Here is a 22,987-nt window from a genome sequence, read left to right on the forward strand (position 1 = left end):
TGACCGGCGGCACCCGGCCACGGGCCCGGAGCGACCACAGCGTCGTGCCGGGCCCGTTCCGTATTCCGCCGGCCCGGCCCCTCCACGCCGGGGGCTCGGCATCAGCCGCGGACGAGGCCGATCGCCAGGACCAGCATCATCACGGCGATGCCGGCGTCGAGCACCCGCCACGCCCCGGGCCTGGCGAACAGCCCCCGCAACGCCTTGCCACCGAACCCGATGAGCGAGAACCACAGCACGCCCGCGATGAAGGCCCCGGCCGCGAACACCCAGCGCAGGTCGCCCCCCTGTTGGTTGGCGAGCGTGCCGAGGAACACCACGCAGTCGAGGTAGGCGTGCGGGTTGAGCCAGGTGAACGCCGCGCACGCCGCCACCGCCCCGAGCGTCGACGGGACCCGCGCGTTGCCGTCGACCTGCAACCCGTCGCCGGGCCGGATCGCGCGGGACGCGGCGAACGCCCCGTAGGCCAGCAGGAACACGACCCCGATCCACTTCATGACCGTGATCGCCGCCGGCGCCGATTCGATGAGCACCCCCACGCCCGCCACGCCGAGCAGGATGAGCGCGGCCTCGGAGACCACGCAGAAGGCGACGATGGGGACCATCGCCACATCGCCACGGATCGAACGCTGGAGGACGTAGGCGTTCTGCGCGCCGACGGCGGCGATGAGCCCGAGGCCCATGCCGACGCCCATGAGAAGTGTGGAAGTAGCGGTCACGACCTCACGGTAGGCCTGGTTTCATCAGTAGTGCGACTGCACTTTCTGCACTAGCATTAGCTGCGCTTATGAACACTCTGCAGCTCGATCACCTCCGCACCCTCGCCGCCGTCGTGGACCTCGGCTCGTTCGAGGCCGCCGCCTCCCACCTGCACATCACCCAGTCGGCGGTGTCCCAGCGGGTCCGCGCGCTCGAGGAGTCGGCGGGGCGGATCCTCGTCCGTCGCGACCGCCCGATCTCTGCCACCGCCTCCGGCGAGATCGTGCTGCGCACTGCGCGGCAGATGCTCCACCTCGAGGAATCCCTCGCCGGCGAACTCGACGACCCGGCGTCGGCCCAGGAACACGTGATCTTGGCCGTGGCGTGCAACTCCGACTCGCTGGCGACCTGGTTCCTCGATGCCATGACCGAGGTCCACGCGGCCGGCCGGGTGGTCTTCGACATCCGCCGCGAGGACGAGTCCCTGTCCAGCGAGTTGCTGCGGCGCGGCGAGGTGATGGCCGCGGTGACCAGCCAGTCCCGGCCGGTCCAGGGTTGCCGCTCGCAGCCCCTGGGATCCATGCGGTACCTGGCCTGCGCGAGCCCCGGGTTCGTCGCCCGGCACCTGCGTGACGGCTCGACCACCGCCGCGCTCGGCCGGGCGCCCATCGTCGACTTCGACCGCAGCGACGGCCACCAGAACAACCACTATCGCCGCCTGGCCCGCCGGGAACCCACCGGGCCGCGGCACTTCATCCCCAGCTCGCACGATCACGTCCGGGCGATCGTCGCCGGGCTGGGCTGGGGCCTGATCCCCGAGCACCTCGCCACCCCATGGCTGGTCTCCGGCGAGATCGTCGACGTCTCCCCCGACCACTTCCTCGACGTCCCCCTGTTCTGGCAGCACTGGAAACTGCAGTCACCCGACCTCGACGCCCTCACCGCCGCCGTCCTCGACACCGCCCGCACCGAGCTGCGGAACTGATCGGACAGGTGCGCCCGGGCGGGCCGACGCCGTCTGGGATCATGGGCCCGTGACTACCGCTTCCACGCCCGGCCCCACGCCCGGCCCCACGCTCATCGTGGGTCTGGCCAACCCCGGACCCGACTACGAGGGCACCCGCCACAACATCGGCTGGGACGTCCTGCAGGAGTTGGCGTCCCGCGCCCTGCCGATGCCGGCGAGCTTCTCCACCCACAAGCGGACCAACTGCGAGATCGCCCAGACCCGGCTCGCCGACAAGCCCGTGGTCCTGGCCCGCCCCCGCAGCTACATGAACCTCTCGGGCGGGCCTGTCGCCGCGGTCGCCAAGTACTTCTCGGTCACGCCCACCGACATCATCGTGATCCACGACGAGATCGACATCGACTTCGGACGGGTCCGCCTCAAGCGCGGCGGCGGCGAGGGCGGCCACAACGGCCTGCGCTCGCTGTCCGGCTCCCTCGGCACCCGCGACTACATCCGCGTCCGCGCCGGGGTCGGCCGTCCGCCGGGCCGCATGGCGGTGGCTGACTTCGTGCTCAAGCGCTTCTCCAAGCTCGAGCAACCCGATGTGCCGTTCCTCATCCAGGACGCCGCCGACGCCGTGGAACTCCTCCTCAAGCACGGGCTGGAGACGGCCCAGAACCAGGTCCACTCCGCGTGACGCGCTCCCGGCGGTTCGAGCGCGAGGCCCACCTGGGCTCCGGTGCCGATCTCTTCCGCCGCGCGAGTGCAGCACTCGTCAGCTGGGACCTGCACCGGCGGGCGGGCCTCGTCGTCGTCGCCACCGGGCCCGCCACCCCCGGCCGCACCGTCACCCTCCGGCCGCGATCAGGCCCCGGGGCGTGGCTGCGACTGGCCGCGCCCTGCGAGGTCACGGAGGTCGTTGACCGCCCCGACGCGCGGGGGTTCACCTACCGCGCCCTACCCGGCCACCCCGAGCGCGGATGGGGAACGTTCCTCGTCCGGCACGATTCCGTCACCGGCGCCGTCGCGCTCACCCTCACCGGTGAATCCGCGCACGCCACCCTGCTCGCCCGGCTGGGTGCACCCATCGCCCGACTCGAACAGGCGCGGATCACCCGCCGCTACCTCGCCGCCCTGCGCGACCGGCCCTGACCCGCGGCGCCCGGCGTGGACATCACAGTTCAGCAACGTCACAGTTCATAGAGCTCCTGCAGCCGGTCGAGAAGCGCCACGAGCGATCCCTCCGCCAGCGACTCCGCGATCGCACCGTCGACGAACCGCTCGGACCGGACCACCCAGGTGAGCAGCGCGCGGGTCAGGTCCTCGTCCGAACGCTCGGCCAGCCCGGTGAGGTCGGTGAGCGAGCCGTCCGACAACCCGCGCCGCTCCAATTCGTCGAGGTACCCGTGCCGGGTGAGCACGCCCCCGCCGAACGCCTCCATCACGGCCAGGGTGTCCTCGTCGTAGGTCGGGTAGCGCACCAGGTACGCGCCGTTGCGGTGTCGCTGGCCGCCCGCCCACGTCACGCCGTCGAGCCCCCGCAACCGCTCGACCACGGGCAGCAGCCGCCGGAGCGCGGCCCTGCGCTCCTCCAGCTCGTGCCGGTCACTGCCCTCGCCCATTCCAGTCCTCGCCTCTGCGCGTCGTCCGACGCGGCTCGTGCGCACCGTAGCGACCGGGTACGACACCCGGCCGCGCGTAGCGTCGTTCACGGTTCATCGGTCGGGGCACGCGCACTAGTTACGAAAGCTATCGACTGGCGCGCTCGATCCGCGCAGGCGCCGCGCCTGACCTCGCGTTTCACGCGCCACACCGACCTCGTGGGTCGCACCGCCGGATTGTGTGCTCACCCGTGGGCGGACGTACGCTGGGTGACGACGACGAGGGCCGTCGACTGCCAGAAGGAGTGCGCGTGACCGAGACCGCCGAGGACACCGGAACGGGCGGGCACGCCACGGGTGCGGACGCCGCCGGGGACGTCACGTCCGAAGTCGCGCGCCGCAGGACGTTCGCCGTGATCGCCCACCCGGACGCCGGCAAGTCCACGCTCACGGAGGCGCTCGCGCTGCACGCGCGGGTGATCACCGAGGCCGGCGCCGTCCACGGCAAGTCGGGCCGCCGGTCCACCGTGTCGGACTGGATGGAGATGGAGAAGGCCCGCGGCATCTCCGTCAGCTCCACCGCGCTGCAGTTCACCTACGCACCGGAGGGCTCGAACCCGGGCGACGACCCGTACGTCATCAACCTGGTCGACACCCCCGGCCACGCCGACTTCTCCGAAGACACCTACCGCGTCCTCACCGCGGTCGACGCGGCGGTCATGCTCATCGACGCCGCCAAGGGTCTCGAGCCGCAGACCCTCAAGCTCTTCCAGGTGTGCAAGCACAACGGTCTGCCGATCATCACGGTGATCAACAAGTGGGACCGGCCCGGCCGGGCGCCGCTCGAACTGCTCGACGAGATCACCGAGCAGATCGGCCTCGTGCCGACCCCCCTGTTCATGCCCGTGGGCATCGCCGGCGACTACCGCGGCCTGCTGCGGCGCGGCGACGACGGCGCCCCCGAGGAGTACGTGCACTTCACCCGCACCGCCGGCGGGTCGACGATCGCCCCCGAGGAGCACTACGACCCGGACACCGCCACCGAGCGCGAGGGCGACGTGTGGGAGACCGCGGTCGAGGAGTCCGAGCTACTCTCGGCGATGGGCCAGGACCACGACCAGGAGCTATACCTGGCCGGTGAGACCAGCCCGGTGATCTTCGCCTCGGCGATGCTCAACTTCGGTGTCCACCAGATCCTCGACGCGCTCGTCGAGTTGGCCCCGCCGCCGCGCGAGTGGCCGACCGTCTCGGGCGAACCGCGGAAGACTTCGGAGCCCTTCTCCGCCATGGTGTTCAAGGTGCAGGCCGGCATGGACGCCGCGCACCGCGATCGTCTGGCGTTCATGCGGGTGGTCTCCGGCGAGTTCGAGCGCGGCATGGTGGTCCAGCACGCCCAGACGGGCAAGCCGTTCACCACCAAGTACGCGCTGACGGTGTTCGGCCGCGACCGCACCACCGTGGAGACCGCCTACCCCGGCGACGTGGTGGGCCTGGTCAACGCCACGGCCCTCGCCCCCGGCGACACCCTCTACAGCGGTAGGAAGGTGCAGTTCCCGCCGATCCCGCAGTTCGCCCCCGAGCACTTCGCGGTGGTCCGCGCCCAGTCACTGGGCAAGTACAAGCAGTTCCGTAAGGCCATCGACCAGCTGGCCGCCGAGGGCGTGGTGCAGATCCTGCGCAACGACACCCGCGGCGACGCCAACCCGGTCATGGCCGCGGTCGGCCCCATGCAGTTCGAGGTGGTCACGGCCCGGATGAAGGCCGAGTTCAACGTCGAGGTCGTGGTGGACAACCTGCCGTACACGATCGCCCGCCGCACCGACGCCGAGTCGGCCGGCGAACTCGGCCGCCAGCGCGGAGTCGAGGTCTTCCAGCGCACCGACGGCGAGCTGCTGGCCCTGTTCGGTGACAAGTGGCGGCTGCAGTACATCACCAAGGAGATGGAACACCTCACCATCGAGCCGCTGGTCGCCGACACCAACTAGCCCTGACGCGGGCCGGCGGTTGGCGCGGGCGGGTCACCCGGCGGCATGCTGGAGGGCATGCCCAGTGATTCTCCGGTCAGCCTCCGCGTATTCGTCGAGCCCCAGCAGGGCGCGACGTATGCCGACCAGCTCGCCGTCGCCCGCGCGGCGGAAGACCTCGGCTACGAGGCCTTCTTCCGGTCGGACCACTACCTCAAGATGGGCGACATCAGCGGACTGCCCGGCCCCACCGACGCGTGGCTGACCCTCGCCGCCCTGGCCCGCGAGACCTAGACCATCCGGCTCGGCACGCTGCTCACCTCGGTGACGTTCCGCCACCCGGGCCCGCTGGCGATCTCGATGGCCCAGGTCGACGAGATGTCCGGTGGCCGCCTCGACGTGGGACTCGGCGCCGGCTGGTACGCCGACGAGCACACCGCCTACGGCATCCCCTTCCCGCCGCTGGGCGAGCGGTTCGACCTGCTGGAGGACACCCTCGGGGCGCTCGAGGCGTTCTGGTCGACGCCCGCAGGCGAGACGGTCTCCGTCCACGGGAAGCGGGTGGAGATGGTGGACTCCCCCGGCCTGCCCAAGCCCGTGCAGCAGCGCCCGCCGGTGATCGTCGGCGGTCACGGCAGGAAGCGGACCCCGGCGCTGGCCGCCCGGTTCGCCGACGAGTTCAACGTGCCGTTCGCCGACCTCGACACCGTGGCGACGCAGTACCGCCGGGTCGACGAGGCGTGCGCCGAGCGCGGCCGCGCCCCCGAGGAGATCATCCGCTCGGCCGCGCTCGTCCTGTGCTGCGGACGCGACGAGGCGCAGGTCGCCCGGCGGGCGGACGCCATCGGCCGCGAGGTCGATGAACTGCGGGCGAACGGCGCCGCCGGGACCCCGGACGAGGTCGTGGACACGATCGGCCGGTTCGCGGCGATCGGTGCCCGGCGCATCTACCTGCAGGTGCTCGACATGTCCGACCTGGACCACCTTGACCTGGTCGCCTCCGAGGTGGCGCGCCAGCTCTGACGCGAGCCCTGCCCGGCCGGCCGGTCGCCCCGCCGGCCGGGCGAATCCCCCTCCCCCGCCCGAGGAGTGGGATTAGTGTCACGCCATGGTGGCACAAGGGACGACGACGACGACGAGGGCAGCACATCCCGGAGGCCGTGCGTGGGCCGCGACGGCACTCCTCGTCGTCGTCGCTCTTCTCTTTCCCCTGATCGCCGCACCGACCCGGGCGGCGACCCCGACCGACGGGTCCCCCATCAGCGGCATGGTCGACGCCCACGCGCACCTCGCGGCGTCGCAGGCGTTCGGCGGGGCACTGCGCTGCGGCGAGCCGTTCTCCCCCGGCGGCCTCGGCCAGGCGCTGGCGGACTGTCCGAGCCACTCGGGCACCGGGCACTTCGCGTTGCTCGAATCGGTTCTCGGGGGCACCGCCCTGCCCGGCGGGACCCAGGGCTTCCCCACCTTCGCGCAGTGGCCGTCGCACGAGTCCCAACTGCACGAACAGGCCTACTACACCGGTATAGAGCGGGCGTGGCGCGGTGGACTGCGGGTGCTCACCAACCATCTGGTGGCCAACCGCGTGCTCTGCGAGGCCCTCGCCGGGATCGGGGTGCCCGCGCGCTCCCCGTGCGACGAAATGGAGCAGCTGCGCCGGCAGGTGGACTACCTCGAGCGGATGGAGGCCCACATCGACGCCGAGCACGGCGGTCCCGGGCGGGGCTGGTTCCGGATCGCCCGCTCGCCGGAGGACGTCCGCGCCATCGCAGCGGACGGGAAACTCGCGGTCACGCTGGGCGTCGAGGCATCCGAGCCATTCGGGTGCAGGGTGGTCGACGACGTGCCGATGTGCACGACCGAGGACATCGACCGGGGGCTCGACGAGTTCGCCTCGTGGGGCGTGTCGACCGTGTTCCCGGTACACAAGTTCGACAACGCCCTCGGTGGCGCCCGCATGGACGAGGAACTGGCCGGCCTCGCGGTCAACATCGGCAACAAACTGGGCACCCAGCGGTTCTGGGAGACCGAGCCGTGCACCGGTCCCGACGCCGACCACGCCCAACCCCTGGCCTCCACGCCCGTCGCCGACGGCCTGGCGGTGGCCTCCTCGGACGCCCCGGCGGGCGCGGCACTGCCCGTCTACCCCGAGGCTCCGCTGTGCAACGTGCGCGGGCTGACGCCGCTGGGCGAGCACGCGATCCGCGGGATGATGGCCCGCGGCATGGTGATCAACATCGACCACATGGGCGTCAAGACCGCCCACCGCACCCTCGACATCGCCGCTGAGGCGGGGTACACAGGCCTGGTCGTGGACCACGCCTGGGCCACGCAGGGCAACACTCGCCGGGTCCACGAGCAGGGCGGGTTCGTGGCCGCGTTCGCCTGGCCCGCCGAGGCCACCGAGAACTTCGAGACCGGCTTCCTCGAGCAGTGGCGCACGAACACCGCCGGCGCCGCCCGGCCGTTCACCGGCTACGGCTTCGGCTCCGACGTCAACGGCCTGGCCGCCCTCGCCGAGCCCCGGCCGAGCGCGGCGAGCGACCCGCTCGTGTACCCGTTCACCGCGCCCAGCGGCGAGGTGATGGACCGGTGGCGGTTCGGTGACCGCGAGTACGACCTCAACACCGACGGGGTCGCCCAGTACGGCCTCTACGCCGATTGGGCCGCCGACGTGCTGCACCGCGCCGGGCCCGACCGGGCCGAGCTGGAGCGTCAGCTCATGGGCGGCGCCGAGGCGTGGACCGCCAACTGGGAACGGGCGCGCTGACCACCGGCTCGTCCTGCGCTGTTGCGGCGATTCGCGGCGCCGGACGACTAACCTGAGGAAATGACCCCGGACCCGTCCCCTCCCCGTCGCTCGCGCCGCCCGCGGATCGCCGGAGCAGCGGCGCTCGGGCTCACCGTGGCCATGTCCGCCTCGGCGTGCGGCACCCCGGTCCCCGACCCGGAGCCCGGCCAGAGTCCCGCGGCCTACTCCGGACTGGAGGTCTCGGACGACCGGGTCGAGTACGCGATCGGCAAGGTGACCGACATCGTCGAGGAGGAGCTCGAGGCCTCGGGCATCCCGGGCGTCGCAGTGGCGGTGGTGCACGGTGGCGAGGTGGCGTTGGCCGAGGGGTTCGGCGTGCGCAGCACCGAGACCGGCGAGGAGGTGGACGCGCGGACGGTCTTCCCCATGGCGTCGGTCTCCAAGCCGGTCAGCGCCACCGTCGTGGCCGCGGAGACCGCCGAGAGCGAGATCGACTGGTCGACTCCCGTGCGCGAGCACCTCCCGTGGTTCGCCCTGTCCGATCCGGGCGTGACCGCCGACGTGACGGTGGGCGACCTGTTCGCGCACCGCTCCGGGTTGCCCGAGCACGCAGGCGACGATATCGAGGACCTCGGGTACGACCGCCCGGCGATCCTGCACGGGCTGCGCCACCTGCCGCTGGAGCCGTTCCGCGCCTCGTACGCGTACACCAACTTCGGGCTCACCGCCGGAGCCGAAGCCGTGGCCGTCGCGGCCGGCACCCCCTGGCCCGAGCTGGCCCGCGAGCGGCTCTTCGACCCCCTCGACATGGACGACACCTCCTACTCCTACGAGGACCTGCTCGACCGCCACAACCGCGTCGTCGGCCACGTCCGCGCTGCCGCCGACGAGTCGGGCGAGTCGTCCGGCGACTGGGTCCCGGCCGATCCCGCGCGTGACCCGGACGCCCAGGCCCCCGCGGGGGGCCTGAGCTCGTCGGTCACGGACATGGCGCGGTGGATGTCGATGGTGCTCGCCGACGGCGCCGGGCCCGGCGGCTCGCAGGTCGTCCCCTCCGACGCACTCCGACAGGCTCTGACCCCGCAGGCCGTGTCCTCACCCCCGCAGTCCGCGGCGGACCGGACCGGGACCTACGGCTACGGGTTCAATATCTCCACCAGCTCCTCCGGCCGCGTCGAGTGGAGCCACTCCGGTGCGTTCGCGCTCGGCGCCGGAACTGCGATGCTCATGATGCCGTCGCTGGACCTCGGCATCATCACCCTGACCAACGCCTCGCCCGTCGGGGTGGCGGAGACCATCAATTCGCGCTTCGCGGACTACGCGCAGTTCGGCGACCCCACCCTGAAGTGGCGGGAGCTGTACGGCGAGGCGTTCGGCCCACTGCTGGCCCCCGTCGGCGACCTGGTCTCCACTCGGCAACCCTCCGCCCCCGCACCGCCGCGCCCGGCGGACGAGCTGGTGGGCGTCTACCGCAACGACTACTTCGGCGAGATCGAGATCCGCCGCGTCGCCTCACAGCCTGACCGGGGATCGGACGGGGATCCGGACGATCCGCCGGACGCCGGCCCCGCACTCGCGCTGGACGTGGGCCCGGGACCGCAGGTCTGGCCGCTCGAACACTGGGACGGCGACACCTTCGCCGTGAGTCCGGTCGGTGAGAACTGGCCGCCCGGCTCCCGCGGCAGCGTCACCGTCGACGGCGATACGGTGACGGTGGAGCTCCTCGACGGCAACGGTCTGGGCACCTTCACCCGCGTCGGAGAGGACGAGACGGGCGACTGACCGCGGGGCCGCCAGGGTCCACCGGCTGGTGCCGACGCCGGCGGGACCTACCCCTCGTGGGCCGCCTCCAGCCGCGCCGCGCGCCGCCGGTCCCGCTTGGCGTCCGCGTCCGGGGTCGTGAGGAACGTGGAGAACCAGGCCATCCGGGGATCAGCGTCCACGAGGAACGCCTTGACCGCCAACGTCAGCGGGACGGCGAGGATGGCGCCCAGCGCCCCGGCGATCGCCGACCAGAACACCAACGACAAGAACGTCACGGTGGGGGTCAGCCCCACGGCGTCGCCCGTGAACTTGGGCTGGATGAAGCTCTGCATGACCAGGTTGACGACGCTGTAGATCACCACCACCCAGATGGCCTCGACCGGCCCCCCGGTGAGCAGCGCGAACAGTGCCGGCGGTACCAGCCCCAGCACGAAGCCGATGTTGGGGATGTAGTTGGTGACGAACGCGAGCACGCCCCACACCAGCGCCAGCGGCACGCCGAGGATCATCAGTGCCACCGTGTCGATCACGGCCACGATGAGGCCGAAGACCGTGGAGACGATCCAGTACGACTTCACGCCGTCGGTGAACGACCCGAGGGCGTCGGCGAGCCGGGGCCGCTGCCGGGCGATCACCGCGCGACGCCTCGTGATGCCGGGGACGTCGAACACGAGGAACGTCAGCGCGATGACCAGGACGGTGAGCTGACCGCCGGCCGAGGACAACTGACCGGCGACGTTCTGCAGGGTGCCGACGATCGTGGTGGGGTCCACGCCCTGGAGGCTCGAGGTGACCTGATCCTCGCTCACGCCGAAGGTGCCGAGGAACGCGATCGTCTGCTCGTACAGTTCGAGGAACTTGTCCTGGTATTGCGGGATCTCCTCGGCTGCGACCCACAATGCCCACACCAGCATCCCGACCAGCGCGGCAAGCAGCAGGTAGAGCACCAGCAGGACGATGATCATCGCCCCCCAGCGGGGCAACCCTGCCCGCTGCAGCAGCCGCTGCAGGGGCTGGGCGGCGATGACCAGGTTCAGCGCCAGGAACGCCGGCATCAGCAGACTGGCGTGCTCGGACAGTCCCCACACCACCACGAACAGGGCCGCGAGGGACACCGCCGTGACGCCGGCGATGCCCCAGCCCTTGGGTTCCTCGTGGGGGGCGAGCGCCTCCGGCGTCGGCGCCGCCGGAGGGCCCACGTTGTCTCCGCTGCTAGTCATGACGCTCCTCACGAGCGGCGCCCCGTGCGCCGGACGCCGCTCAGCGTATCCCGATCAGTCCGCGGAGAAACCGCTCAGCTCCCGGCGAGCGCCGAACGGATGGCGTCGACGTCCACCGAATCGAGATCCGCCGGATCCCAGGTGGGGTTGCGGTCCTTGTCGATCACGACGGCCCGCACGCCCTCGACGAAGTCCGGGCGGGCGGTGATCCAGGCGCCCAGGGCCAGCTCGTTGTCCAGGCACTCCCGCAGGTCCTCCGCCTTCGCCCCGGCGCGCAGCAGCTCGATGGTGGCGACGATCGACGTGGGGCAGTGCGACCGCAACATCTCGAGAGTGGACGTGGCCCACTCGTCCTGCTCACCGGACTCCAGCGCCGCGATCATCTCCTGCGCGGTGTCGCGGGAGAAGACGTCCTCGATGCGCTCGATACGGGCCTCGACGGCGGACTCCCCCGCCTCGGCGCGCTCGAGACCGAACCTCTTCAGCGCGTCGGCCAAGCCGATGGCAGCGACGGCGTCGACGAAGGCGTTGCGCTCGTCGTCGTCGATCAGGTGGGTGGCCAGGCCGGTGAAGAGGGCGTCGGCGGAGTTCATCCGCACGCCCGTCGTGCCCAGGTAGATCGCCACGGCCAGGCCGCGTGCGCCGCCGCCGCACAGGCGCGGAAGGAAGTGGCTGGCGCCGACGTCCGGGATGAAGCCGATCGCCGTCTCCGGCATGGCCATCATGACCTTCTTGGTCACCACGCGGTGCGAACCGTTGATCGAGACTCCCAGGCCTCCGCCCATGGCCACCCCGTGGATCACGGCGACCGTGGGGACGCGGTGCGTGTGGTACGCCAGATCCATCGCGTACTCCTCGGAGAAGAACTCGTGGTTCCTCTCGTGCTCACCGGCCGCCGCGGCGTCGCGCAGCGCGCGGATGTCGCCACCCGCACAGAACGCCTTCTCCGAGGTGCTGGTGGTGACGACGGCCTCGACGTCCTCGTCCTTGGACGCCTGGTCCAGCGCCGTGTGCAGGGCCCGGCACATGGACAGGTCCAGCGAGTTCAGGGCCTTGGGGCGGTCCAGGACGATGTGCTGTATCCGGCCATCACGCCGGCTGCTGACGAATTCGCTCATGACCCCATAGTGTCAGGCCGCCCACCGACCGTCGCACGGATACTAGGAATTCCTACTTCACTGCCCCCGATGCGGGCCCGCCGCCTCAGCCCTCCAACAACTGCGAGGCCACGTCCGGCACGTACCTGAACTCCTCGCGCGGCGGGCGGTCGTAGCTCGAGTCCGCACCCTTCGGCCGCTCGGGGATCTCCAGCTCCGGCGGGTCGAGCTTCTCCCACGGCACGGTCGACAGCAGGTGCGAGATGACGTTGATCCGCGAGCGCTTCTTGTCCTCGGACTCGACCGTGAACCACGGCGCCTCGGGGATGTCGGTGTGGACGAACATCTCGTCCTTGGCCCGGCTGTAGTCCTCCCACCGGGTGATGGACTCCAGGTCCATCGGCGAGAGCTTCCAGCGGCGCATCGGGTCGTCATGGCGCGACCGGAACCGGCGCTCCTGCTCCTCGTCGGACACGGAGAACCAGTACTTGCGGAGCATGATCCCGTCCTCCACCAGCAGCCGCTCGAAGATCGGAGCCTGGTGCAGGAACCGCCGGTACTCGTCGGGTGTGCAGAAACCCATCACCCGCTCCACCCCGGCCCGGTTGTACCAGGACCGGTCGAAGATCACGATCTCCCCGGCCGCCGGCAGGTGCTCGATGTAGCGCTGGAAGTACCACTGCGTCTTGTGCACTTCCGTCGGGGCGGGCAATGCCACGATCCGGGCGTGCCTCGGGTTGAGGTACTGCGTGATCCGCTTGATGGCCGAGCCCTTGCCCGCGGCGTCGCGCCCCTCGAAGACCACCACCATCCGGTTGCCGGTCTCCCGGAGCCAGGCCTGCATCTCGACCAGCTCCGCCTGCAGCCGCTCGAGCTCGGCCTCGTAGGCCTTCTTCGGCAGCTTCTCCAGACCGCTGGGCAGGAGGTCCTTCTTCTTCGCACCGCTCTTGGCACCGCTCTTGGACGCGCTCTTGCTGCCGCTCTTGCCGGAGGGTTTCTTGCTGCTCATGGCCTGAGCCTACGGACCCGACCCGGCCTCCTCGACCGGGACGACGATATTGACAGTTTTCGTCAACACTGTCTAGTTTCACGCCCATGCGGCACATCTCCCGCCGGGGCTTCCTCGGCACCGTCGCCGCCGCCGGGGTCGCCGCCCTGGCCACCGACCCCGCGGCTGCCGCCCGGCCGAGCGACTCCGCCGGCGCCGCGACCGACTCCCCCGCACCCGGACGGATCCCCCACGATGTGCAGGACCACCGGTGCATCGTGGTCGGGAGCGGATTCGGCGGCGGCATCTCAGCGCTTCGTCTCGCTGAGGCGGGTGTCGTCGTCGTCGAACGAGGCCGTCGCTGGCCCACCGGACCGGGCTCCACCACCTTCCCCAGCGCCACCTCCCCCGACGAGCGCGCCCCGTGGTTCCGCCCGCCGGCCGAGGTGTTCGGCCGCCCCGTGGACCTCCCGCGCCACACCGGCCTGCTCGAGGCGTCCGTCGGCGAGAACATGACGTCCGTCTGCGCCACCGGGGTCGGCGGCGGCTCCCTCATCTACCAGGGCATGGCACTACAACCCACCGAGGAGCTGTTCCACACGTGGTCCCCCGGCGCGATCGACTGGCGCGAGATGGAGCGCGAGTACTACCCACGCGTCTCCCGGATGCTGCGCCTCGCCGAGGCCCCCGACGAGCTCGTCGCCGCGCCCCGGTACGCCGCCTCCCGCGTTTTCGCCCAGCGCGTCCGCGACGCCGGGCTGCCCCTGCGCAAGATCCCCATGCCGATGGACTGGGACTACGCCCTGGCGGAACTGCGCGGCGAGATGCGCCCGTCCTACACCAACGGCGACAGCTCCCTGGGGGTCAACAACGGTGGCAAACACTCCGTCGACGTCACCTAACTCGCCCGCGCCGAGGCCACGGGCCTGGTCGACGTCCGGCCTCTGCACGATGTGCGCGCGATGCGCCGCCTCCCGACGGCCGCTGGGAGCTGGACGTGGAGGTCCTCGACACCGCCGGACGGCTCGTCCGGACGCTGTCGATGCGGGCCCCGGCACTGATCATGGCCGCCGGCTCGGTGGGCACCTCCACCCTGCTCACCCGCGCCGCCGCCACCGACGCCGTCACCGACCTGCCCGACGCCGTCGGCAGCGGCTGGGGCTCCAACGCCGACCGCATCTACCTGTGGACCGACCCCACCGCCGGGTTCGGCGCCGTCCAGGGCGGGCCCGTGGTCTACGGCAGTCTCAACTGGTCCGACCCCGCCACCGCCCACACCGTCATCCAGGCCTCGCTCCCGCCGTTCGGACCGGACCCCCACACCACGGTGATGGTCGGCTACGGCGTCAGCGCCGACCGCGGTCGGGTCGTCTACGACTCCGCGCAGGACCGCGGGATCATCCGATGGCCGGCCGGCGGCGGCTCCAACATCCTCACCCACGTCGACCGCACCGCACGCGACATCGCCGGCCCGACCGGCCACCTCACGGACACCAACCGCATGCTCAACTCCACCTGGCACCCGCTCGGCGGCGCCGTCATGGGACAGGTCTGCGACCTCGACGGCCGCGTCCCGGGCCAGCGCGGGCTGTACGTCGTCGACGGCGCGCTCATCCCCGGCACGACCGCCGCGTGCAACCCGTCGCTGACCATCGCCGCGATCGCCGAGCGCCCGCTGGACAGGATCGTGCGGCAGGACGTGGGCGCCGTCTTCTGAGGGCGCCGTCTTTTAGGCACGGCGTCCGGCGGCGTCCGGGATACTGGCGGGGTGCGCTCCCGCGACTCCATCCTCGACGCCACCCTAGCCGTCATCGGGCGCGCCGGTTTCGGGGGCGTCACGATCGCCGCGGTCGCCAAGCGGGCCGAGGTCAGCCGCCAGACCGTCTACTCCATCTTCGGCAGCCGCGAGGACCTGGTCTCGCAGGCCGTCTCCGAGCGACTCACCATGCTCACCGGCGCGTTCACCGATGTGCTCGACGCCGCGACGACGCCCCTCGAGCTGGTCGTGGAGATCGTGGTGGTGGGCCGCCACTGCATCCTCGACGATCCCCTGCTGCGCGTGCTCACGCTCGGCGGCGGCTCGAACCCCATCTTCGACCCCGGCTCCGCCGAACGGGCCCGCCAGTACGCGGTCGCGCTCCTCGTCCCCGCCGCCGAGCGGTTCCCGCAACTGGCCGGCCGCCTGGACCTGGTCGCGGAGGTGGGCGTGCACGTGGGCTGGTCGGTGCTGTGCCTGGACTCGCCCGAGGCCCGCTCCGACGACGACCTCCGCACCTTCCTCACCACCTGGCTGGCGCCGCTGCTGGAGACGTTCGGGACGTGAGCGACGTACTCGTCCTGTGGGACCTCGACCTCACCCTCCTCGACCCCGCCGGCTTCGGGACCCGCATGATCACCCCGGCGCTCGCCGACCTCCTCGGCCGCGACCCCGTCATGGGCGCGTCCTTCGCCGGACGGACCGACCGCGCGATCCTCACCGATCTGCTCGAGATCAACGGGATAGGTGTCGACGACGACGAGGTGGTCCTTTCCCTCATGGACGCCGTGGCCCGGCGCTGCGAAACGTTCGGGGAGGATCTCCTGGCCGGTGGTGGCGGTCCCCTGCCCGGCGCCCACGAGGCTGTCGCCGCCCTGGCCGCGGACCCGCGACTGCACCAGGGGATCGTCACCGGCAACATGCGGCGGACGGCGCTGCTCAAGCTGCGGCTCTGTGGCTTCGACGGGCTGCCCGATCCCGGACTCGGCGCGTTCGGTGATCACCACGCGGACCGCGCCCACCTCGTCCGCGACGCCCTCGCCGCCGCCCGGGCCCGCGGTGTGGACGTGACCCCCGGGCGGTCGGTGGTCGTGGGCGATCACGTGCACGATGTCCGCGGGGCGCGCGACGCGGGTGCCGTCTGCGTGGCTGTCGCCACCGGCAGGGTTTCCGCCGACGACCTCCGCGCCGCCGGCGCCCACACCGTCCTGCCGGACCTCACGGACCCTGACGCGCTACTGGCTGCAGTCCACGCCTCCGTCTGACCTGAGGCGTCGCCTGAACCGCAGTGCCATCTGAACCGCAGTGCCGTCTGACCTGCGGCGCCCTGAACGGGGCATCCAGGGCACCGCAGGTCACGAGGCTGCAGACGCCGCCCGGGCCCACGGCCTGGCGGTATCCATCGAGCGCCCGGGCGCGGTGGCACGCCGTACCGCCATGCCTCACCTACGCCGACGCACTACTGGCTGCCGTCCACGCCTCCGTCTGAACCGCAGTGCCGTCTGAACCGCAGTGCCGTCTGAACCGCAGTGCCGTCTGAGCTGCGGTGCCGTCTGACCTGCGCCGCCCTGAACGGGGCATCCAGGGCACCGCAGGTCACGGCCGTGACAGCCACTTCTTCCGACCATGTCGTACCTCGAACATACAGTCGAACCATGAGCCCAACAGACACCGCCCACTCGCCGTTCGTGACCCCGCCGGGATTCACGACGGTCCCGACCCCCGCCACCGACGTCGTCGTCCCTGAGGCCTTCAGCCGATGGGACCCCGGACAGCGACGCGGCTATCTCGCGCAGCGGGCGATCAACGCTGCCGAAGGCCGCACTGTGGCCTATGCGTACGACTGCGTATCCAGGTCAACCCAGAACGACCAGCGACGCGATCCCCTGGACACGGCGGCGACCATGGTGAGCGCCTCGATGGCTTTGTCCCGCCGCGGGGCATTTCGGCTGGTGGCCACCGCCATAGAACTGACCGAGCGGCTGCCTCTCACCGCGACACTGCTGACGACTGGGTGGATCGGAGTCGACGCGGCCCACGCCATCGCCGAGGAGACCGCCCTGGTGGAGGACCGTCTCATGCCGGAACTCGACCGCCGCATCAGCGAGGGACTCGCACCGGCGAGGCGCCGAACCCACCCTCCCAGGATCGGGCCACTGCGCAAGATGCTCAGCAAGCACGTCGCGAGCTGCGACCCCGTGGGAGCGGACGCCCGCGCACAACAGGCTCGGCGAGAGCAGAACGTGAAGATGACGCCGGTCACCGGCGATCTCGCGCTGCTCACCGCGACCCTCTCAGCCGTCGACGGCCTGGAGATCACCGAGCGGATCGAAGCCCTGGTCCGCACCGCCGCAACAGACGACCCCCGGTCGATCGGGCAACTCAGGGCCGCCGGCCTCCTCGCCCTGAGCCGCGGCTGGACCTGTCTGCCCGCACCCGACGGAGACCACCTCACGGACCCGGACGCGATGGCCGCGGCCCGCCGGGTCGTGATCCACGCCTACGACGACGGGGACGCGGACTTCCGGGGCCTGTTCGTGGCAGGTTACGGCCCCGTCAGTCGCTTCACGTCCGATGAACTGCAGCGATTCGCCAGGCGCAGACTCGACGCGATCGACACGCTCGCGGACCCGGACAGTGAGGCCTCCCGCCGGTACAGCCCCTCGGAGGCACTGGTCCGCTTCTGTCGGGGTCGCGACGGCACCTGCGTTTTCCCCGGCTGCCAGACCCCGGCGGACAAGACGGACCTCGACCACATCATCCCCTTCGACCACGACGATCCCCAACGCGGCGGATACACCACCAGCGACGACCTCGGCAGCATCTGCCGCACCCACCATCGCCTCAAGACCGATGGCATCTGGGCCTACTACCGGAGTACTGACGGGGACTACGTGTGGATACATGGTCCGAACCATCCCGACAAGGACCCCGGGACACGCGTCATCACCACCCCCACCGGCCCATTGGCGGAGTTCGGCGCACCGCGACACCCCGAACGCTCCCGGCTACAGAAGGAGGCCGCCGAAGCCGGCAGAACCGGAGACGGCATACCCGGATCGCAGCGCCAACCGCACACCCGGCACCGTCGCGCCTCCGAACGGAGGTACCTGCGCGCTCAGGCGGAACAGCGACTCCACGCTGCAGAGCGCGAACCGGGGTCGCAGTCGGCTGCCTAGGTCGGCCGGCCGGGCGACTCAACCCTCGATTTGCTCGCCCAGTTCCATCCAGCGCTCCTCGAGCGTGTCCTTCTCCGCGGAGACGTCCTTGAGCTCGCGGTCCAGGGCGGCCAGCTTCTCGGTGTCCATCGCCCCTGCCGAGACATCGGCCATGGCCTTGTGGAGTTCGGCCTCGCGCTTGTCGAGCTTGCCCATCTGCCGCTCGATCTTCGACATCTCCTTGGTGAGCGCCCGCTCCTCGGCTGCGGAGAGGGCGGGAGCCGTGGCAGACCCGTCCGCGCCGCCAGCCTCAGAACCGCCAGCCACAGAACCGCCAGCCGAAGCAGACCCGGCGCCCGGCGTGGAGCGCGACACCTTGCCCGAGTCGCCCGCCGCCCCGGCGACACGACGGCGCTCCAGGTATTCGTCGATGCCGCGCGGCAGGTTGGTGAGCTGGCCGTCGCCGAGCAGCGCCCACACCGAGTCACAGATGCGCTCGACGAGATAGCGGTCGTGTGAGATGACGACCATCGTGCCGGGCCAGCCGTCGAGCAGGTCCTCGAGTTGGCGCAGCGTGTCGATGTCGAGGTCGTTGGTGGGCTCGTCGAGCAGCAGGACGTTGGGCTCGGCCATGAGCACGCGCGTGAGCTGCAGGCGTCGTCGCTCGCCACCGGACAGGTCGCCGACGGGCGTGCGCTGACGGGCCGGGGAGAAGCCGAGCCGCTCGGCCAGCTGGGAGGCGGTGAGCTCGTCCTTGCCGAACGCCACCCGGGCGGCGACGTCCTCGATCGCCTCGAGCACCCGCTGATCCAGCGGCAGGTCGTCGAGTTCCTGACGCAGCCACCCGATCCGGATGGTCTTGCCCTCCTTGCGGCTGCCCGCGGCGAGGGGGGCCTCACCGGCGAGCGCGCGCAGGAGCGTGGTCTTGCCGGAACCGTTGACACCGACCAGGCCCACGCGCTCGCCGGGGGCGAGTCGCCAGGTGAGGTCGTCGACGAGGGTGCGGCCGTCGGGGGCGTCGAGGCGCACGTCCTCGAGCTCGATCACGACCTTGCCGAGGCGCCGCGCGGCGAAGCTCGACAGTTGTAGTGAGTCGCGGGGCGGCGGCACGTCCTTGATGAGCGCCTCGGCCGCCTCGATGCGATAGCGCGGCTTGGACGTCCGCGCCGGGGCGCCGCGGCGCAGCCATGCGAGTTCCTTGCGCATGAGGTTCTGACGACGCGACTCGGTGGCCGCGGCCTGGCGGTCGCGCTCGGCGCGCGCGAACACCCAGTCGTTGTAACCACCCTCGTACTGCTCGACGTGGCCGTCGACCACCTCCCAGGTGTGGGTGGCGATGGTGTCGAGGAACCACCGGTCGTGGGTGACGACGACGAGCGCACTCGATCGCGCGACCAGGTGGTCCGCCAACCACTGGACCCCCTCGACGTCGAGATGGTTGGTCGGCTCGTCCAGCACGAGCAGGTCCAAATCCTGCACGAGCGCCGCGGCGAGCGACACCCGGCGCCGCTCACCGCCGGACAGGTCCGCGACGGGCGTGTCCAATCCCAGGTCGTGGATGCCGATGCCGTCGAGCACCGCGCGGACACGGGCGTCGCCGGCCCACTCGTGAACCGCCAGGCCGAGCCTCCCGACCACGGCCTGGCCCACCGTGTCGGCGGCGAGCTCGGTGCGCTGCGTGACCACGGCGATCCGCAGACCGCTGACCTGCGAGACGCGCCCGGAGTCGGGCTCGGCCACGCCGGTGAGGATCTCCAGCAGGGTGGTCTTGCCGCCCCCGTTGAGGCCGACGACGCCGATGCGGTCGCCGGCGTTGACGCCCAGTGAGACGTTGTCGAGCACCTGCCGGATCCCGAAGGAGACCGAGCACTGCTCGAGGTTGATGAGGTTGGTGGGGGCCATCTCTACTTTCCTGTGGGGTCGTCGACGATGTGCGCACCGCCGACCGGGCCGCGGGTCACGCGGACCTCGCGGGCGACGCCGTGCTCGCTGATCTCGGCGGCGACGGCGATCGCGTGGTCACGGTCGGTGCAGAAGAACAGGCAGGTGGGGCCGGAGCCGGAGACCATGCCGTGCAGGGCCCCGGCCTCCCGGCCGACGCGCAGGGTCCGGCGGAGGGCGGGCATGAGCGAGAGCGCCGCGACCTCCATGTCGTTGGCGAGCAGCCCGGCCACGGCGGCGGGGTCGTCGCCGGCGAGGGCCGCCACGAGCGGGTCGACCCCGCCCGCGCGCGGCAGGCCCCGCTCGGGATCAGCCGGGTCGCGCTCGGCGCGCAGCCGGTCGAACTCGGCGAACACCGTCGGGGTGGACAGTCCCCCGTCGGCCAGGGCCACCACGATGTGCTGCTCGGCGCGGGCGTGCAGCAGCGTGGCGAGTTTCTCGCCGCGGCCGGTGCCCAACGCCGTGCCGCCGCGGATGCAGAAGGGCACGTCGCTGCCGAGCCGTGCGGCCCGCTCCTCCAGCGCTGCCCGGCCGAGTCCCAGACCGAGCAGCCGGTCCGTGGCCACGAGCGCGGCGGCGGCGTCCGCGCTGCCGCCGGCCATCCCGCCGGCCACGGGGACGCCCTTGTGGATCCGGATGGCGATCCGGGCGTCCGATCCCGCCTCCCCGCGGAGCAGGTCGACGGCCCGGGCGGCGAGATTGGTCCGGTCCGTCGGCACCTGCGGGGCCCCGGGACCGGTGACGACGACCTCGTCGTCGTCCAGCGACACGGTGACCTGCTCCCACAGGTCCACGGCCCGGTACACGGTGAGCAGGTCGTGGTAGCCGTCGGCGCGCACGTCCCCCACGCCGAGGTGCAGGTTGATCTTGGCGGGGGCGACGGCCGTCACGGCGCGCGCGCCGGCAGGGGTGGAGGCGTCGCGGGGCATGACCACCAGCCTACGGCTCGCGGTGCGCCGGTCCGATCCCGAGCCGCACCGACGCCTCGGCGATCCGGACGAAGTCGGCGGTGGTGAGTTGTTCGCCGCGGGCCTTGGGGTCGACGTCGGCCTCGGTCAGCGCGAGTTCGGCGTTCGCGCCGGAGCCCGCCCACCCGGACAGGGCGGCGCGCAGGGTCTTGCGACGCTGGGCGAACGCGGCGTCGGCCACCGCGAACACCCGCTTCCGGTGTGCCTCGCCCAGGTCCCACGGGGCCTCGGGGTAGGCGTCGATCCGCACCAGGCCCGACTCGACGTTGGGAACGGGCCAGAAGACGTTGCGGCCGACGGTGCCGGTCCGGCGGACGGTGCCGAAGAACCCGGCCTTGACGCTGGGCACCCCGTAGACGCGCGAGCCGGGGGCGGCGGCGAGGCGGTCGGCCACCTCGAGCTGCACCATCACCAGCGCGGTGCGCAGGGTCGGCACCTCGGCGAGCATGTGCAGCAGCACGGGCACCGAGACGTTGTAGGGCAGGTTGGCCACCAGCGCGGTCGGCGGCGGGACCCCCGGGCCGCCCAGGTCGGCGCCGGAGACCGCGAGCGCGTCGGCGCCCACGACGGTCAGTGCGTCGGCGAGCTGCGGGGCCCGCTCTGCGACGGTCCGGGGCAGGCGCCCTGCCAGCACGGGGTCGATCTCCACGGCCACCACGTGGCCGGCGGCGTCGAGCAGCGGCAGGGTCAGCGACCCGAGGCCCGGCCCGACCTCGATCACCGTGTCGTCTCGGCCCACGCCGGAGGCGGTGACGATCTTGCGGACCGTATTGGCGTCGTGGACGAAGTTCTGTCCGAGGGTCTTGGTGGGCTTGATGCCCAGTTCCTCCGCGAGCGCGCGCACCTCCTGCGGGCCGAGAGGGTCGGCCTGCCCGCGGAAGGTCGCGTCCGGGCCGGTCAGCGCAGGCCCAGCTTGGAGGTGCAGGCGGGCCAGGCGCCCCAGCCCTGCGAGGCCCGGACCTTCTCGGCGATCGCGATCTGCTGCTCGCGCGTGGCGAGGTGCGCGCTGGGCGCGTACTGGCCGCCACCGTGGCCGGTCCAGGTGCCGGCGGCGAACTGCAGCCCGCCGGAGTACCCGTTGCCGGTGTTGATGCTCCAGTTCCCGCCCGACTCGCACTGGGCGATCGAGTCCCACACGCCGCCGTTCGAGACGGCCGGCGCGGAGGGCTTCGGCTTGGTGCCCACGCGGACGATGGCGGGGCGGGCCTCGGTGAGGACCTTCTCCGCGCCGCGGGCGCGCTCGGTCTCGACACCGTTGACGCGGGTGATTGTGTAGACGACCTCGCGCTCGCCGGGGGCACCGGGATCGACGACCGTGCGCTCGCCCTCGGTGGCCTCGGGGTCCTCGGTGGTCTGTTCGGGGGCCTCGAACTGCTCGACCGCGGTCTCCTCGGCGACGGCCACGCGGGTGATGGTGACCTCGGTGCCGGGCTCGACGGGGGCGTCCGGGGCCGGGGTGACAGTGTCCAGCGGGCCGAGGGTGATGCCGGCGCGCTCGAGGAACTGCCCGACCGTCTCACCGGGTGAGGCCATCGGGGTGGCGGGGCCGCCGTGGTCGGACAGCAGCGCCTCGCGCGGGGTCACCACGGAGACGGTGGTGCCGTCGAGCGGGACGTCCGCGTCGATGCGTGGGCTGACGTAGCTGCGGGGCGGGACGTCGTCGCGCTCGGCCACGAGGTCGGCGACGGTGGTGGCGGTGGTCCACACCTGCTCGCTGCGACCGTCGACCTCGACGGTGACGGGCCGGGCGCGCAGCAGGGTGACGGTGTCGCCGTCGTCGATGCTGTCGCCGGGCGCGATCACCACGTCCCGGTCGTCGACGCTGTAGCCGGCGTCGGCGAGCGCGGCGCGCACGTCGGAGCTGAAGGTGACCAGTTCGACCTGCTCGCCGTCGACCTCGAGGGTGTACTGCGTGCGCTGGTCGAGCGCCGCCACCCCGCCCACCACGAGGGTGGTGAGCATCCCGGCGACGGACAGCCGCAGCATGGTGGAGCGGGACTCGTGGAGTCGCTTGACGGGGGCGAGCATGCCCCGGGTCGCGGTGGGTCGGGCGCCCGTGGGGGTGTCGGTCCGTGCGTCGTCAACCACTTGTCGGTTCTCTCCTCGGGTAGCTCCGCGAACTGCCGTACAGCC

18 protein-coding genes and 2 pseudogenes are annotated in these 22,987 nt (G+C 71.8%); 11 read left to right on the plus strand and 9 right to left on the minus strand.

From position 1 onward, the window contains the following. Positions 1-101: 101 nt before the first annotated feature. Entirely contained in the window at positions 102-719 is a 618-nt protein-coding gene (locus tag NR111_RS08475) for a LysE family transporter (protein ID WP_256820554.1), read from the minus strand. Positions 720-787: 68 nt separating this feature from the next. Between NR111_RS08475 and NR111_RS08480 the strand changes: the two genes are divergently transcribed. Genes NR111_RS08480 through NR111_RS08490 form a run of 3 tightly spaced genes read left to right on the plus strand, consistent with a single transcriptional unit; the run spans position 788 to position 2,800 of the window. Beyond that, positions 788-1,684 carry a LysR family transcriptional regulator ArgP gene (locus NR111_RS08480; RefSeq protein ID WP_256820555.1) on the plus strand — a complete coding sequence of 299 codons (897 nt, stop codon included), beginning with the start codon at positions 788-790 and terminating at the stop codon, positions 1,682-1,684. Positions 1,685-1,733: 49 nt separating this feature from the next. Beyond that, positions 1,734-2,345, plus strand: a complete 612-nt coding sequence (gene pth, locus NR111_RS08485) for an aminoacyl-tRNA hydrolase (protein WP_256820557.1) — start codon at positions 1,734-1,736, stop codon at positions 2,343-2,345. Continuing rightward, positions 2,342-2,800 (plus strand): DUF1990 domain-containing protein, encoded by a 459-nt coding sequence (locus NR111_RS08490; RefSeq protein ID WP_256820558.1) that lies wholly within the window; start codon positions 2,342-2,344, stop codon positions 2,798-2,800. The genes pth and NR111_RS08490 overlap by 4 nt, the downstream gene beginning before the upstream one ends. Before the next feature lie 38 nt (positions 2,801-2,838). On the opposite strand, the gene NR111_RS08495 is transcribed toward NR111_RS08490, so the two are convergent. Beyond that, complete coding sequence (locus NR111_RS08495) at positions 2,839-3,270, minus strand: DUF6508 domain-containing protein (protein WP_256820559.1); 432 nt, start codon at positions 3,268-3,270, stop codon at positions 2,839-2,841. A gap of 290 nt (positions 3,271-3,560) precedes the next feature. On the opposite strand from NR111_RS08495, the gene NR111_RS08500 reads away from it, so the two are divergent. The 4 genes and pseudogenes from NR111_RS08500 to NR111_RS08515 all read left to right on the plus strand — a co-directional run bounded on the left by NR111_RS08500 (position 3,561) and on the right by NR111_RS08515 (position 9,744). Continuing rightward, entirely contained in the window at positions 3,561-5,234 is a 1,674-nt protein-coding gene (locus NR111_RS08500) for a peptide chain release factor 3 (RefSeq protein ID WP_256820560.1), read from the plus strand. Between the two features lie 57 nt (positions 5,235-5,291). Then, a pseudogene (locus NR111_RS08505) lies at positions 5,292-6,236 on the plus strand (LLM class F420-dependent oxidoreductase). 85 nt (positions 6,237-6,321) lie between these two features. Then, entirely contained in the window at positions 6,322-7,980 is a 1,659-nt protein-coding gene (locus NR111_RS08510) for a hypothetical protein (protein ID WP_256820561.1), read from the plus strand. 60 nt (positions 7,981-8,040) lie between these two features. After that, positions 8,041-9,744 carry a serine hydrolase gene (locus tag NR111_RS08515; protein ID WP_256820562.1) on the plus strand — a complete coding sequence of 568 codons (1,704 nt, stop codon included), beginning with the start codon at positions 8,041-8,043 and terminating at the stop codon, positions 9,742-9,744. Positions 9,745-9,791: 47 nt separating this feature from the next. Here the strand turns inward: NR111_RS08515 and NR111_RS08520 are convergent, their stop codons facing one another. From NR111_RS08520 to ppk2, 3 genes are all read right to left on the minus strand, one after another. Continuing rightward, positions 9,792-10,946 (minus strand): AI-2E family transporter, encoded by a 1,155-nt coding sequence (locus tag NR111_RS08520; RefSeq protein ID WP_256820563.1) that lies wholly within the window; start codon positions 10,944-10,946, stop codon positions 9,792-9,794. Positions 10,947-11,020: 74 nt separating this feature from the next. After that, positions 11,021-12,064, minus strand: coding sequence for an enoyl-CoA hydratase/isomerase family protein (locus NR111_RS08525; protein ID WP_069390334.1), 1,044 nt, complete (start codon positions 12,062-12,064; stop codon positions 11,021-11,023). Between the two features lie 85 nt (positions 12,065-12,149). After that, entirely contained in the window at positions 12,150-13,052 is a 903-nt protein-coding gene (gene ppk2 / locus NR111_RS08530; RefSeq protein WP_235027705.1) for a polyphosphate kinase 2, read from the minus strand. An 86-nt stretch (positions 13,053-13,138) separates the two neighbouring features. On the opposite strand from ppk2, the pseudogene NR111_RS08535 reads away from it, so the two are divergent. From NR111_RS08535 to NR111_RS08550, 4 genes and pseudogenes are all read left to right on the plus strand, one after another. After that, positions 13,139-14,748, plus strand: a pseudogene (locus tag NR111_RS08535) (GMC oxidoreductase). Between the two features lie 51 nt (positions 14,749-14,799). Next, on the plus strand, positions 14,800-15,354 hold the full coding sequence (locus NR111_RS08540; RefSeq protein ID WP_256820564.1) for a TetR/AcrR family transcriptional regulator: 555 nt from the start codon (positions 14,800-14,802) through the stop codon (positions 15,352-15,354). Next, positions 15,351-16,052 (plus strand): HAD hydrolase-like protein, encoded by a 702-nt coding sequence (locus NR111_RS08545; RefSeq protein ID WP_206474947.1) that lies wholly within the window; start codon positions 15,351-15,353, stop codon positions 16,050-16,052. Before NR111_RS08540 ends, NR111_RS08545 begins: the two co-directional genes overlap by 4 nt. A gap of 390 nt (positions 16,053-16,442) precedes the next feature. Further along, positions 16,443-17,966 (plus strand): HNH endonuclease signature motif containing protein, encoded by a 1,524-nt coding sequence (locus NR111_RS08550; RefSeq protein ID WP_256820565.1) that lies wholly within the window; start codon positions 16,443-16,445, stop codon positions 17,964-17,966. 18 nt (positions 17,967-17,984) lie between these two features. On the opposite strand, the gene NR111_RS08555 is transcribed toward NR111_RS08550, so the two are convergent. From NR111_RS08555 to NR111_RS08570, 4 genes are read right to left on the minus strand one after another with little or no spacing between them, the layout of a single operon-like run. After that, on the minus strand, positions 17,985-19,847 hold the full coding sequence (locus tag NR111_RS08555) for an ABC-F family ATP-binding cassette domain-containing protein (protein WP_256820566.1): 1,863 nt from the start codon (positions 19,845-19,847) through the stop codon (positions 17,985-17,987). Between the two features lie 2 nt (positions 19,848-19,849). Next, complete coding sequence (locus NR111_RS08560) at positions 19,850-20,815, minus strand: 4-(cytidine 5'-diphospho)-2-C-methyl-D-erythritol kinase (protein WP_256820567.1); 966 nt, start codon at positions 20,813-20,815, stop codon at positions 19,850-19,852. 10 nt (positions 20,816-20,825) lie between these two features. Continuing rightward, entirely contained in the window at positions 20,826-21,755 is a 930-nt protein-coding gene (rsmA, locus tag NR111_RS08565) for a 16S rRNA (adenine(1518)-N(6)/adenine(1519)-N(6))-dimethyltransferase RsmA (protein WP_206475039.1), read from the minus strand. Continuing rightward, positions 21,752-22,942, minus strand: coding sequence for a resuscitation-promoting factor (locus NR111_RS08570; protein WP_256820568.1), 1,191 nt, complete (start codon positions 22,940-22,942; stop codon positions 21,752-21,754). The genes rsmA and NR111_RS08570 overlap by 4 nt, the downstream gene beginning before the upstream one ends. Positions 22,943-22,987 lie beyond the last annotated feature (45 nt).

This window comes from Dietzia sp. Die43 (assembly GCF_024519835.1).
Classification (GTDB): Bacteria; Actinomycetota; Actinomycetes; order Mycobacteriales; family Mycobacteriaceae; genus Dietzia; species Dietzia kunjamensis.

What these genes read in the sequence shown, in the direction of transcription:
- NR111_RS08550 (WP_256820565.1), top strand. Translation starts at nt 16,443, where the DNA reads ATGAGCCCAACAGACACCGCCCACTCGCCGTTCGTGACCCCGCCGGGA.
- NR111_RS08495 (WP_256820559.1), bottom strand. Translation starts at nt 3,270, where the DNA reads ATGGGCGAGGGCAGTGACCGGCACGAGCTGGAGGAGCGCAGGGCCGCG.
- NR111_RS08510 (WP_256820561.1), top strand. Translation starts at nt 6,322, where the DNA reads ATGGTGGCACAAGGGACGACGACGACGACGAGGGCAGCACATCCCGGA.
- NR111_RS08520 (WP_256820563.1), bottom strand. Translation starts at nt 10,946, where the DNA reads ATGACTAGCAGCGGAGACAACGTGGGCCCTCCGGCGGCGCCGACGCCG.
- NR111_RS08480 (WP_256820555.1), top strand. Translation starts at nt 788, where the DNA reads ATGAACACTCTGCAGCTCGATCACCTCCGCACCCTCGCCGCCGTCGTG.
- NR111_RS08560 (WP_256820567.1), bottom strand. Translation starts at nt 20,815, where the DNA reads ATGCCCCGCGACGCCTCCACCCCTGCCGGCGCGCGCGCCGTGACGGCC.
- NR111_RS08515 (WP_256820562.1), top strand. Translation starts at nt 8,041, where the DNA reads ATGACCCCGGACCCGTCCCCTCCCCGTCGCTCGCGCCGCCCGCGGATC.
- NR111_RS08525 (WP_069390334.1), bottom strand. Translation starts at nt 12,064, where the DNA reads ATGAGCGAATTCGTCAGCAGCCGGCGTGATGGCCGGATACAGCACATC.
- ppk2 (WP_235027705.1), bottom strand. Translation starts at nt 13,052, where the DNA reads ATGAGCAGCAAGAAACCCTCCGGCAAGAGCGGCAGCAAGAGCGCGTCC.
- NR111_RS08555 (WP_256820566.1), bottom strand. Translation starts at nt 19,847, where the DNA reads ATGGCCCCCACCAACCTCATCAACCTCGAGCAGTGCTCGGTCTCCTTC.